The organism is Micromonospora sp. NPDC023888 (assembly GCF_040639415.1).
Taxonomy (GTDB): Bacteria; Actinomycetota; Actinomycetes; order Mycobacteriales; family Micromonosporaceae; genus Micromonospora.
Map to the genome: position 1 here is coordinate 52,000 of NZ_JBEZZW010000001.1, position 12,515 is coordinate 64,514.

11 protein-coding genes are annotated in these 12,515 nt (G+C 69.8%); 5 read left to right on the top strand and 6 right to left on the bottom strand.

Annotated elements, in window-relative coordinates:
• Window positions 1-70 precede the first annotated feature (70 nt).
• On the bottom strand, window positions 71-292 hold the full coding sequence (locus AB0F61_RS00255; protein ID WP_357801556.1) for a DUF2631 domain-containing protein: 222 nt from the start codon (window positions 290-292) through the stop codon (window positions 71-73).
• A gap of 291 nt (window positions 293-583) precedes the next feature.
• On the opposite strand from AB0F61_RS00255, the gene AB0F61_RS00260 reads away from it, so the two are divergent.
• From AB0F61_RS00260 to AB0F61_RS00270, 3 genes are all read left to right on the top strand, one after another.
• Entirely contained in the window at window positions 584-2,164 is a 1,581-nt protein-coding gene (locus AB0F61_RS00260; protein WP_357801557.1) for a Rieske 2Fe-2S domain-containing protein, read from the top strand.
• A gap of 127 nt (window positions 2,165-2,291) precedes the next feature.
• Window positions 2,292-2,981, top strand: coding sequence for a TMEM175 family protein (locus AB0F61_RS00265; RefSeq protein WP_357801559.1), 690 nt, complete (start codon window positions 2,292-2,294; stop codon window positions 2,979-2,981).
• 198 nt (window positions 2,982-3,179) lie between these two features.
• Window positions 3,180-3,584 carry a hypothetical protein gene (locus tag AB0F61_RS00270; protein ID WP_357801561.1) on the top strand — a complete coding sequence of 135 codons (405 nt, stop codon included), beginning with the start codon at window positions 3,180-3,182 and terminating at the stop codon, window positions 3,582-3,584.
• 70 nt (window positions 3,585-3,654) lie between these two features.
• Here AB0F61_RS00270 and AB0F61_RS00275 read toward each other — a convergent pair whose 3' ends face one another.
• Together AB0F61_RS00275 and AB0F61_RS00280 are read right to left on the bottom strand one after the other, a co-directional pair.
• Window positions 3,655-5,250: an NAD(P)/FAD-dependent oxidoreductase gene (locus AB0F61_RS00275; RefSeq protein WP_357801563.1), complete on the bottom strand. Its 1,596-nt coding sequence runs from the start codon at window positions 5,248-5,250 to the stop codon at window positions 3,655-3,657.
• A gap of 91 nt (window positions 5,251-5,341) precedes the next feature.
• Entirely contained in the window at window positions 5,342-6,187 is an 846-nt protein-coding gene (locus AB0F61_RS00280) for a YhjD/YihY/BrkB family envelope integrity protein (RefSeq protein WP_357801565.1), read from the bottom strand.
• Between the two features lie 51 nt (window positions 6,188-6,238).
• On the opposite strand from AB0F61_RS00280, the gene AB0F61_RS00285 reads away from it, so the two are divergent.
• The gene (locus AB0F61_RS00285) at window positions 6,239-6,790 is read left to right on the top strand and encodes a GNAT family N-acetyltransferase (RefSeq protein WP_357801567.1); all 552 of its coding nucleotides are present in this window, start codon (window positions 6,239-6,241) and stop codon (window positions 6,788-6,790) included.
• A 448-nt stretch (window positions 6,791-7,238) separates the two neighbouring features.
• Window positions 7,239-11,207 (top strand): CARDB domain-containing protein, encoded by a 3,969-nt coding sequence (locus tag AB0F61_RS00290; RefSeq protein ID WP_357801569.1) that lies wholly within the window; start codon window positions 7,239-7,241, stop codon window positions 11,205-11,207.
• A gap of 186 nt (window positions 11,208-11,393) precedes the next feature.
• Here AB0F61_RS00290 and AB0F61_RS00295 read toward each other — a convergent pair whose 3' ends face one another.
• The 3 genes from AB0F61_RS00295 to AB0F61_RS00305 form a co-directional block, all read right to left on the bottom strand.
• The gene (locus tag AB0F61_RS00295) at window positions 11,394-11,837 is read right to left on the bottom strand and encodes a hypothetical protein (protein WP_357801571.1); all 444 of its coding nucleotides are present in this window, start codon (window positions 11,835-11,837) and stop codon (window positions 11,394-11,396) included.
• 114 nt (window positions 11,838-11,951) lie between these two features.
• Window positions 11,952-12,218: a hypothetical protein gene (locus AB0F61_RS00300; RefSeq protein ID WP_357801573.1), complete on the bottom strand. Its 267-nt coding sequence runs from the start codon at window positions 12,216-12,218 to the stop codon at window positions 11,952-11,954.
• Window positions 12,215-12,457 (bottom strand): hypothetical protein, encoded by a 243-nt coding sequence (locus AB0F61_RS00305; protein WP_357801575.1) that lies wholly within the window; start codon window positions 12,455-12,457, stop codon window positions 12,215-12,217. The genes AB0F61_RS00300 and AB0F61_RS00305 overlap by 4 nt, the downstream gene beginning before the upstream one ends.
• Window positions 12,458-12,515: the final 58 nt, after the last annotated feature.

Here is a 12,515-nt window from a genome sequence, read left to right on the forward strand (position 1 = left end):
CGCGTACGGACGAGGGCCCGTCCCCCGGGTGGGGGCGGGCCCTCGGCGTTGTCGTCCGGTGCGGGTCGGGTCAGGAACGCAGACCGTTGCGCCGCAGCACGACGTCGCCGATCACGATGATCAGCAGCAGTGCGGCCAGGCCGGCCAGCCAGATGTCCTCGACCTTGCCCTCGTGGTTGCCGCAGATCATCGCCAGCAGCGCCAGTGCGGAGAGCACGGCGCCGATCTGCCCGGCCTTGCGGTGCCCGGGCTTGTGCTGGTCTGGCGACGTTACCGGCTCGCTTCCTGCCACTGTCGGTCCTTCCCTCGCGATCGGATCTTTGGTTAGTCTGGCACGCCTCGTGCCGGCCCCGGCGCAGGGTCCGACCAGTAGAGGGGACGGCATGACCCGCGAGGGGGACCGGGGGTGCGCGGCCGCGCCAACACGGCGGAGCTGGACGCCTCCGACGCCGGCGGTGAGTAGATCGTTGGAGCCCTTTCCCGGCCGGGTCGAACGGCACTACCGGCGTCGCGGGGCGGCGGTCAGACTGGCTCCGGTAGCGTTTGGCGTACACCTGATTGTCTGTTTGAGGGGGACTGTGCGGTGCGAGTGACCGGAACCGGGCACGCCAGCATGCGGATCGACACGGCCGCGGGCAGCATCCTGTGCGACCCGTGGGTCAATCCGGCCTACTTCGCGTCGTGGTTCCCGTTCCCGGACAATTCCCTGCTCGACTGGGACAGCCTGGGCCAGGTCGACTATCTGTACGTCTCCCACCTGCACCGGGACCACTTCGACGCGAAGCACCTGCGAGATTTCGTCTCCAAGGACGCCACCGTCCTGCTCCCCGAGTTCCCCACCTCGGAGATGGAGGACGAGTTCCGGGCGCTGGGCTTCACGAAGTTCCTGAAGACCCCCAACGAGCAGGTGGTGGAGCTGCCCGGCGGTCTGAAGATCATGATTCAGGCGTTGACAAGCCCGACCGACGGGCCGATCGGTGACTCGTCGCTGTGGGTGGAGTACGACGGGGTGCGGCTGCTCAACCAGAACGACGCCCGCCCGACGGACCTGAGCGTCTTCGCCGAGTTGGGTCACGTGCACGCGCACCTGCTCCAGTTCTCCGGGGCGATCTGGTACCCGATGGTCTACGAGTTGCCGCAGGCGGCGAAGACCGCGTTCGGCAAGCAGAAGCGTGACCGGCAGTTCGACCGGACCTGGCGTTACATCGACGACCTGAAGGCCGACCACGTCTTCCCGATCGCCGGCCCGCCGTGCTTCCTCGACGACGCGCTGTGGCAGTTCAACGACATCCACGGCGACGAGGGCAACATCTTCCCCGACCAGTCGGTCTTCCTGTCGGAGTACGCGAAGGTCGGCGGCACCAACGGCATCGTGCTGCTGCCGGGCAGCGTCGCCGAGGTCACCACCGAGGGCGCGAGCACCACCCACCCGGTGCCGGTCGAGGAGTTCTTCGCGAACAAGGTCGCCCACCTGGAGGAGATGCGGGAGCGCAAGCGCCCGATCATCGAGGCGGAGAAGGCGTCCTGGCGGCACCCCGAGGTGGACGTGCTCGGCGAGATGAAGCGTCGGATCGAGCCGCTGCTCGACGAGTCGATCTACCTGGCCAAGGGCGTGGGCGGTCCCGTCCGCTTCGACCTGGTCGGCTACGACGGTGAGAGCGTCGAGTCGATCGTGGTGGACTTCCCGGGCAAGGAGGTCCGGCCGTACGCCGACGAGAAGGTCCGCTACCGGTTCCGTACCGAGCGGTCGCTGATCGAGCATTTGCTCTTCATCGACGAGGTGGACTGGGTCAATTCGCTCTTCCTGTCCTGCCGGTTCTCGGCGGCCCGGATCGGCCAGTACAACGAGTTCGTCTACGCGTTCTTCAAGTGCCTCTCCGAGGAGCGACTCCAGTACGCCGAGGGCTGGTACGACGAGCACGAGCGCAGCACCGACGCCGAGGACATCACGCTTGGCGACTGGGTGGTGCAGCGGCGCTGCCCGCACCTGAAGGCGGACCTGACCCGCTTCGGCATCGTCGAGGGTGACCAGCTCACCTGCCAGTTGCACGGCTGGCGCTTCGACCTGCCCTCCGGCCGGTGCCTGACCAGCGTCGGCCACAAGGTCCGCGCCCACCGGGTGGACGCGGAAACCCCCGCCCCAGCCGGCGAAGCCCTGAGCTAGCCCCCGGCGCCCCGCCCGCCCTCGCCCACGATCTTGCACTTCCTGTTGAAGCAAAGCGGGGCAATGGCCCCAGAGCGGCGACAGAAAGCGCAAGATCGCGGGGGAGGGGCGGCGGGAGGGGGCGGGCGTGGGCGCGCGGGAGAACGAGTACCGGTACGGGCGCGGCCGGGAGAAGGCCCGGGACGCCGCCCGGGTGGAGACGTTCAGCGACGGCGTCTTCGCGGTCGTACTGACGGTGATGGCCGTCGAGCTGCTCCAGACCGGCCCTGCCAGGGAGAGCGGACGAGAGCTTCCGGACGCCCTGGCCCACGCGTGGCCCTCCTACCTGGCGTACGTCATCACCTTCGCGATCGCCGGTCAGGTCTGGCTCGCGCACCACAACCTGTGGCGGTACGTGGCCCGGGTCGATCAGATGCTGCTGGTGTTCAACCTGGGCGTGTTGCTCTTCATCGCCACGATCCCGTTCACCGCCGACCTGCTGTCGGACAACCTGCGCGGTGGCGTGACCGAGCAGCGGCTGACCGCCGCGCTCTACGTCGGCACGGTGCTCGGTGAGTCGATCTTCGTCAACCTGAGCTGGTGGTGGGCACGCCGGCGCGGGCTGCTGCACCCCGACCTGGATCCCCGGCTGGCCCGTGCCATCGCCCATCGGGTGCTGCTCAAGCCCCTGCTCTACCTGGTCGCGTTCGCCGTCGTCTTCATCGACCCCATCCTCAGCCTCTGCGCGTATCTCCTGCTGGTCGGCTACTACCTGGTCGGCGGCCCGGGTGATCTCCGACCGTCCGCCGGCGCGACGCATGAGGGGTCGGCGGCCTAGCAGGCCGGTTCTGGCAGGCCCGGCCGGTCCGGAAAGTACTGTCGGTTCGCCTGCCGGCCACTACCGAACGGGCCCGAACACCCCTCGTGACCACCCCGGACACGGCGCGGCTGTTCGGCACACGTGCGATCTCTGTGCTGCGCTCCGGGCGCTCGCCAGCCTGGTGGAGCAAGGTTCACCAACTGCGAGGGAGTCACCGTGTCAGCACGAACGATCCTCAGGATCACCGCAGCCGCATCCGCCGCCGTGGGAGCAGCGCTCGTCTTCGGGGCCGCACCCGCCACCGCCCAGCCCGCAGGGTCGGTCGTCAGCGCGGCCGCCTGCCACTCGGAGGCCTGGACGCCGTCTGACCCGGGCTACGCCTACACCGTCAGTGGCAAGTCGTCGCCGCTGCGGACGGGCCCGTACTCCGGATGCAGCTCGTACTCGGTGCCCGGCAACACCGAGTTCTCCATCGACTGCCGCCTGTACAACGACGTCGGAAACGTCTGGTACCACGGTGACGTCTACGTCAACGGTCAGTACCGGTCCGGCTGGATGTTCGCTGGCAACCTTGGTCCGGTGTACCAGTCCAACTACGCCTACTGCCCGAACGGGGTGTGACGACGCGGCACCCGCCGGCTTGACGCAGCCGGCGGGTGCCCCCGCGCGCACCATCCCCGGCGGGGACCGGTCAGCGCCCCAGGTCGGCGAGGATGCGGCGGGCGGCGTTGTGGCCGGCGGCGCCGATGACGCTGCCGGCCGGGTGGCAGCCGGCGCTGCCGGCGTACACGCCGTCGATGCCTGTGGCGTAGGGCATCCGGTCGGTGAACGAGACGGTGTTGTCGACGTGGTGGATGTGCCCGCCGGTGATGCCGAAGTGCGCCTCGATGCCGGGCGGGGGGAGCGGCACCGCGTCGGCGATCAGGTCACCGGTGCCGGGGGCGTACCGTTCGACGATCCCGATGAGCCTGTCGACGTAGCCGGGCAGCGCCGCGTCCCAGGTGGTGCCGGCCAGCTCGTAGGGGACCGACTGGACGAAGAGCGCCGACGAGTGGTGCCCGGCGGGGTCGGAGAGCGACGGGTCGACGGTGGTGTGCAGGTACCACTCGATCGTCGGCTCCGCCGGCAGCCGCCCGGCTCGCACATCCGCCCACATGGCGCGCAGCGCGGTCATCGGCGAGGTGGCGTCCCCGCCGACGAGCGACGCCGAGCCGGGCAGCAGGTGGATGGTCGAGCCGAACGGGCTCGGCGCACCGGCCGGCAGGCAGGAGAAGCGGGGCAGCCCGGTGAGCGCCAGGTTGAGTTTCAGGGTGGTGCCGGGGCGGCGGACCGCCGCCATCCGTTCGCCGAGCGGCGCCGGGAGCGCGCCGTCGGGCAACAGGTCCATCAGCCGGTACGGGTCACACGCGCCGAGCACCACCCGGGCGGCGACCTCCCGACCGTCGGCCAGCACCACTCCGCTGGCCGCGCCGCCGTCCACTGTCACCGCGCTCACCGGCGTACCGGTCCGGATGGTCGCCCCGGCGGCGCGGGCGGCGTCGGCGAAGGTGCGGGAGACGGTGCCCATCCCGCCCTCGGCGATCATCCAGGTGCCACCCGAGCCGGGCAGTCGACACATGTTGTGCACGAGGAAGTTGTGGCCGGTGCCGCTGTCGTCCGGGCCGGCGTTGAGCCCGGAGAGCCCGTCGGTGACCGCGTACATGCTGACCAGCAGCTCGGAGCGGAACTCGAACCGGGCCAGGTAGTCGGCCACCGAGCCCCGCACGAGGTCGACGAAGACCTGCCGCAGCGCCGGGCGCACGTGCCGCTCGGCGGTCTCCTCGGCGGTCAGCGGCTCGGCCAGCCAGGCCGGTGCGAGGTCCTCGCGCAGCGCGGCCAACTCGGCCTGCATGGCGTCGTCGGCGGCCACGTCGGCGGGGGAGAAGAACTCGGCGAGCTGCGCCCGGGTGGCGGCGGTGTCGCTGCCGAAGAGCAGGTACGGCGAGCCGAGGCCACCCGGCGTGGGCAGGAAGTAGTGCGGGTCGCGGCGCAGCACCGGGATCCGTACGTCGAGCGTGGCGAGCAGCTCCGGCGGCATCAGCCCGAGCAGGTACGAGCCGGTGGAGTGCCGCAGCCCCGGCACCTTCGGGAACGGGTTCTCGGTGCGGGTCGCGCCGCCGATCACGTCGGCGGCCTCCAGCACCAGGACGTCCAGGCCGGCGCGGGCCAGCAGCACGGCGGAGACCAGACCGTTGTGCCCGGCACCGACGATCACCACATCGGCGCGGCCGGGAAGTTCACTGCTCATGCCGCCCCACCCTAGTCCGCGCCGTCCTCTGCCCGCGGTGATCAAGAGGTTTGCGTCAGCGGAGGGCCGCCGAATGACGCAAACCTCTTGATCACCGGGGCGGGGTGGGGGTGGGTCGGGTGGCTCGCCAGCGGGAGAGCGCCAGGGTGGCGGAGTAGCCGGCCAGGACGATCACGTGGAACAGGTAGAGCCAGAGGAGCACGGCCACGCCGGCGCCGATGTCGTCGAAGCCGCCGAACGGCGCGCCCAGGTCCAGCGGGAGCGAGGCGAAGAGCACGAAGCCGTGCAGGAAACCGGAGAGGTTGGCCGCAGTGAACGACCCGATCGCGACTGTGGAGAGCCAGTCCGGTGACGCCGGACCGACCACCCGGAACACCCACACCAGCACGGGCGTGAGCACCAGCCAGACCCCGAGGAACGACAGCACCACGCCGAGCACACCGAACCAGCCGCCTTGGCGGACGAGTCGGGTGGTGAGCGGCAGCGCCAGCAGGATCGACAGCAGCAGGGCGGGGGCCGGCGCGAGCAGGGGCAGCAACAGCAGCCGGCCCCGCCAGCCGATCAGATGCTCGTCGGAGCGGGGTGCGGCAACCGAGACGAACGCCCGGCGCAGACCCTCGCCGTACAGCGACGCGGGCAGGAGGGAGGCCAGTGCCAGCAGCGGGGTCAACTCCACCCCGGCGTCGACAAGCGCCTCCACCGCCCGCGGTGCGCCGATCGCGGTGGGCAGGGCCTCCACGGCGTACGAGGTGAGCCGGCGCACCCGGTCGGCTCCGGCCACCAGCGCGGTGAGCCAGATCGCCAGCAGGGCGACGGGCACCACCGCGATCGCGCCGTAGAAGGTGATCGCGGCGGCGTGCAGCGACAGGTCCCGTCCGCGCACCGGACGGAACGCGGCACTGGTGATCCGCTTCGCCCGCTGCCATCCGCCGCCCATCGCGATCTCTTTCCCTCTCGTCGGGTCCGCCACTCCCTAAGATCGCCTGTCATGACTGTTCTCACCACCGAACGTCTCATCCTGCGCGACTGGACCGACGATCCGGCCGACCTGGCCCGGATCTACGACATCTACTCCCGCCCCGACATCACCCGGTGGCTGGCCGTGTCGCCGGGCCTGCCGATGACCGACCCGGCGCAGGCCGCCGAGCGGTTGCAGATCTGGCGGGACCGGCACGCCGACGACGGCGGCCGCTACGGCACCTGGGCGATCGAGGTACGCGAGACCGGGCTGGTGGCGGGCACGGTGTTGCTCAAGCCGCTGCCCGGAACGCCCGAGACGCAGCTCACCGAGGACATCGAGACGGGCTGGCATCTGCACCCGGATTCGTGGGGTCACGGCTACGCCACCGAGGCGGCCCGGGCGCTCCTGACGCGGGAGTTCGCCGCCGGCACCTCGGAGATCTACGCGCTCGTGTCGCCGGGCAACGAGCCGTCGATGGCTGTCGCTCGGAGGCTGGGCATGAGCCATGTGGGCCAGCGCACCGACTGGTACGGCGGAGAGTTGCTGGAGACCTTCGTCCTGACGGCACCAGTTGCCTGATCGTTCCGGTACGACCTGACGCAAGATCCGCGCAACTTCGGGGAAGGTGTGGCCTCCAGTCGTCGGGAGGTGGCACCTTCCCCGAAATTGTGGGCAGGTCAGCAGGGGCGGCGGCTTCCAGGGCAGACAAGTCCGTCAATAGTCACGATGGTCGAAGTGTTGACGCTCCGGTAGCACGTCAGTAACCTTTGGGCCAAAGTAATGCAAGATTTCGACAAAGGCGTGCACGTTCTGCGCACGCTATCGGAAGATTCAACGGGCCTCCTGGGGAGGCCCGTTGATGGTCGTACCCGTCTGGTGTTTCCCGGACGAGCGGCGCCCCCGTGCCGCCCGTGCCACCCCGTCTCTCTCGACACCGGCCCGCTCGCGTCGGCCGGCGCTGCACCGCCGCACCCCACCCCCGTGGTCCAGCCACCGCGGCAACCGTCCCCCGACGACAAGGACAGTGATGAGACGAACGAATCTGTTCAGGATGGTGGCGGCCACGGCCGTCGCCGCGCTGATCGCCACGGCCGGGGCGACCGCCGTCGCGACCCCGGCCGTCGCCGCCCGCCCCACCGAGCCGGCAGCAGCACCGGGCGCCGGCTTCGCCGCGGCGGCCACCAACCTCGCCCAGGGCCGCCCCACCCAGGAGAGCGGCCACGCTGACGTCTACGACTCGTCGAAGGTCGTCGACGGCAACGCGGGCAGCTACTGGGAGAGCGTCAACAACGCCTTCCCGCAGTGGGTGCAGGTCGATCTCGGCTCGTCGCAGAGCGTCAACCAGGTGGTGCTGAAGCTGCCGACCTCCGGGTGGGGGACCCGGACGCAGACGCTGAGCGTGCAGGGCAGCACCAACGGATCGTCGTTCACCACACTGGTCGGGTCGCAGACGTACACCTTCAACCCGGCGAGCGGCAACACGGTCACGATCAACGTCAGCCAGACCGCCACCCGCTACGTCCGGATCACCGTCACCGCCAACAGCGGCTGGCCGGCCGGGCAGCTCTCCGAGCTGGAGGTGTACGGCAGCGGCGGCACCACCCCGGACACCACCGCGCCGAGCGTGCCGGGCAACCTCTCGTACACCCAGTCGGGCACCACCATCAGCCTCAACTGGGTCGCGTCGACAGACAACGCGGGCGGCAGCGGCATCGCCGGCTACGACGTCTACCGCAACGGCGCGTTCCTCCAGTCCGTCGGGAACGTGACCACCTTCAACGACACCCAGCCGGCCACGGCGACCGTGTCCTACTACGTCCGGGCACGTGACGCCGCCGGCAACCTCTCCGGCAACAGCAACACGGTGACCCGCACGGGCAGTGGTGACACCACCGCGCCGAGCACCCCGGGGACGCTGTCGCAGAGCACGTCGGGCAGCACGATCACGCTCACCTGGGGCGCGTCCACCGACTCCGGTGGCAGCGGGCTCGCCGGCTACAACGTCTACCGGGGCGGCAACCTGATCGCGACGCTGGGCACCGTCCTCACCTACCAGGACACCCAGCCCGCGACGGCGACCGTGTCGTACTACGTGCGCGCCCGGGACGGCGCGGGCAACCTGTCCGGCACCAGCAACACCGTCACCCGGACCGGCACCAACCCGCCCGCCTGCACCAACGTGGCATCGGGCAAGGCCATGACGGCGAGCGGCTCCACCTTCAGCTTCACCCCCGACAAGGCGAACGACGGGCAACTCGGCACCTACTGGGAGGGCGCGGCCAGCTACCCGCAGAACCTGACGGTGGCGCTCGGCGCGAACCACTCGATCTCCGCCGTCACCGTGAAGCTCAACCCGGACTCGTCGTGGGGCACCCGTACCCAGACCATCCAGGTCCTCGGCCGCGACCAGGCGTCGTCGGTGTACACCAGTCTGGTACCGGCGGCGGCCTACCAGTTCGTCCAGGGCACCAACGTGGTGAGCATCCCGGTCAGCGCGACCACCGCGGACGTGCAGTTGCGGTTCACCGGCAACACCGGTGCCCCGTCCGGGCAGGTGGCCGAGCTTGAGGTGTGCGGCACGCCGGCACCCAACCCGGACCTGGTGGTCAGCTCGGTGACCTGGTCGCCGACCTCGCCCAGCGAGGTCAGCGCGGTCACCCTCTCGGCCGTGGTGCAGAACATCGGGTCGGCGTCGGCCGGTGCCACCTCGGTGAACTTCAGCCTGGCCGGCGCGGTCGTCGGCAGTGCCACGGTGGGCGCGCTCGCCGCCGGTGCCTCGACCACCGTGTCGTTCAACGCGGGCACCCGCCCGATGGGCAGCTACGCCGTCACTGCGGTGGTGGACCCGACGAACACGATCGTCGAGCAGAACAACGGCAACAACAGCCTGACGGCGGCGTCGCCGCTGGTGGTGGCGCAGGCCCCGGGGCCGGATCTCCAGGTGCTCAGCATCGCCTCGAACCCGCCGAACCCGGCCGTCGGTGCGTCAGTCACGTTCACCGTGGCGGTGCGCAACCGGGGCACCACCGCGACCGGCGCGACCACCGTCACCCGGTTGGTGGTCGGCGGCACCACGCTCAACACGAACACCGCCTCGATCGCCGCCGGCGCGACGGCCACCGTGGCCGTCACCGGAAGCTGGACCGCCACCAGCGGGGGCGCCACCATCACCGCCACCGCCGACGCCACGAACGTGGTCACCGAGACCAACGAGACGAACAACGCGTTCAGCCAGTCGATAGTGGTCGGGCGCGGCGCTGCCGTCCCGTACGTCTCCTACGAGGCGGAGGCCGGCCGTTACCAGGGCACGCTGCTGGAGGCCGACCCGCTGCGCACCTTCGGGCACACCAACTTCGCCAGCGAGTCCTCCGGCCGCAAGTCGGTACGGCTCACCGGCACCGGCCAGTTCGTCGAGTTCACCTCGGCCAACCAGGCCAACTCCATAGTGGTGCGCAACTCCATCCCGGACGCGCCCGGTGGCGGTGGCATCGAGGCGACCATCAGCCTCTACGTCAACGACGTCTTCTCCCGCAAGCTGACCCTGTCGTCGAAGCACAGTTGGCTCTACGGCAACACCGACGGGCCGGAGGCGCTCACCAACACCCCGCAGGCCGACGCCCGCCGGCTCTTCGACGAGTCGAACGCGCTGCTGGCGCAGTCGTACCCGGCCGGCACCCGGTTCAAGTTGCAACGCGACTCGGGTGACACCGCGTCCTTCTACGTCATCGACATGATCGACCTGGAGCAGGTGGCCCCGGCGGCGAGCCAGCCGGCCGGCTGCACCTCGATCACCTCGTACGGCGCGGTCCCCAACGACGGGCTCGACGACACCGCCGCCATCCAGCGGGCGGTGACCGACGACCAGAACGGTGTCATCGGCTGCGTCTGGATCCCCGCCGGGCAGTGGCGGCAGGAGCAGAAGATCCTCACCGACGACCCGCTGAACCGGGGTACGCACAACCAGGTGGGCATCAGCAACGTCACCATCCGAGGCGCCGGCATGTGGCACTCGCAGCTCTACACGCTCACCGAGCCGCAGAACGTGGTGGGCGGAATCAACCACCCGCACGAGGGCAACTTCGGCTTCGACATCGACAAGAACACCCAGATCTCCGACATCGCCATCTTCGGCTCGGGTCGCATCCGTGGCGGCGACGGCAACGGCGAGGGCGGCGTGGGTCTGAACGGTCGCTTCGGCACCGGCACGAAGATCAGCAACGTGTGGATCGAGCACGCCAACGTGGGTGTCTGGGTGGGTCGCGACTACGACAACATCCCCGACCTGTGGGGGCCGGCCGACGGGCTGGAGTTCAGCGGCATGCGCATCCGCGACACGTACGCCGACGGCATCAACTTCAGCAACGGCACGCGTAACTCGCGGGTGTTCAACTCGTCGTTCCGCACCACCGGTGACGACGCCCTGGCCGTCTGGGCCAACCCGTACGTCAAGGACCGCAACGTCGACATCGCCCACGACAACCACTTCGTGAACAACACCATCCAGTTGCCCTGGCGGGCGAACGGCATCGCCATCTACGGCGGCTACGACAACTCGATCGAGAACAACCTGATCTACGACACCGCGAACTACCCAGGCATCATGCTGGCGACCGACCACGACCCGCTGCCGTTCTCCGGCACGACGCTGATCGCCAACAACGGGCTCTACCGCACCGGTGGCGCGTTCTGGAACGAGGACCAGGAGTTCGGTGCCATCACCCTCTTCCCGGCCACCCGGGACATCGTCGGCGTCACCATCCGCGACACCGACATCATCGACTCCACGTTCGACGGCATCCAGTTCAAGAACGGCGGCGGCAACATGCCGAACGTCGCCATCACCAACGTGCGGATCGACAAGTCCAACAACGGCGCCGGCATCCTGGCGATGAGCGGCGCACGCGGTAACGCCAACCTGACCAACGTGACGATCACCAACTCGGCCGACGGCAACATCGTCATCCAGCCGGGCTCACAGTTCGTCATCACTCCCTGATCCACACGGTTTTCCAGGAAGTCGGGGTGTCCCACTGCCGGGGACACCCCGACTTCCGTAAGCCCGAGTCGATCACCGCCTTGCGCCGCGGCGGCCGGGCCGAAGCACGCCGGGCCGGGCGGATGTCCGGTCGGGCCCGCGACGGCGACGGGCTCCGGGCGATGCGCCGTTCTACCGCTCGCCCGATCAGGCTGTCGGCACCGGTGCCAGGGCTGCCGCGAGGGCCTCGGCGTTCTTCTTGTCCACCCGGGGGAAGGTCAGGGTGATGCCGTCTCCCGCGTCGCCGAAGGCGATGCGCAGCAGGCTCACGACGCCCATCTTCGCCTCGGCGAGCGCGACGTGTTCCCGGGGCACCTCGCCGAGCACACCGGTGCCGGGCCCGCCGAAGAAGGTCTGCGGCAGAAAGATCAGCCGCTGGTCGGTGAGGACGACGAACTGCTTCTTCGTCCGCGTCAGCGCGTGGCCCACCGCCCCGGCGCCCGCGGTGATCAGTCCCTGCGAGACGACCGTCCCGAGTCGACCGGCCGAGAATTTCCCGACCAACGCCCGGGTCGCGGTGACCGGCTGTTCCCCCGGTTGCAGGATCGACGCCACCCGCTCGAACGCGCGCGCCTGAAGCTTCTGGTTCATGTGGTCCCCTCCGTGTTTGACCGTGATCGCCGCCGATGCTCGCGGAGCAGGAAACCCGGGGCCATCCGTCGATCAGCCGCATGATCATGACGGTCGGCCATGGTTGGCGTCGGGTCACCCGCGGTGGTCGGCCTGCCCGCAGGGGCCGTCGTGGGCGTCGGGACGCCGGCACCGGCCGACGCCGCCGAGCCGGGCGTCACAAAACACTCGGGTACGCAGAAACTGCGCGTCCTCCTCGCTGAGCGTCGTCTCGCCGAAGTCGACGACGGCGAGGTGACCGAGCGAGTCGCGCAGTGCCACGGCCAGCGCGGTGGCCTCGTCGAGGCTGGTCAGCGTGGTCGGCAGGTGGATGATCCAGCGTTGCCCGGTCGCGAAGCTCATGGCAGGATCACCGTTCCTCCAGCGACCAGCGTCTGGATCTGCCCGTCGGTCAGGCCCCGCTTGTGCAGGACGCGACGGCCCCAGCGGTGTAGCCGGCACGGGTGTCGAGCGTCGTCCTTGCGGCAGCGCTCACCGTCGGGTCGCTGCACGGCGGCGTGCACGCTGACCGCCCGTAGCGCGAACACGACGTCCTCTTTGGTTACGTAGGGCGGCAATGGCAGTTCGTCGGTCGGTTCCATGGCCGTCCTTCGGTGGGATGTTCGCGGTTGCTGGTCATCAACGAGGGTCATTCCGATG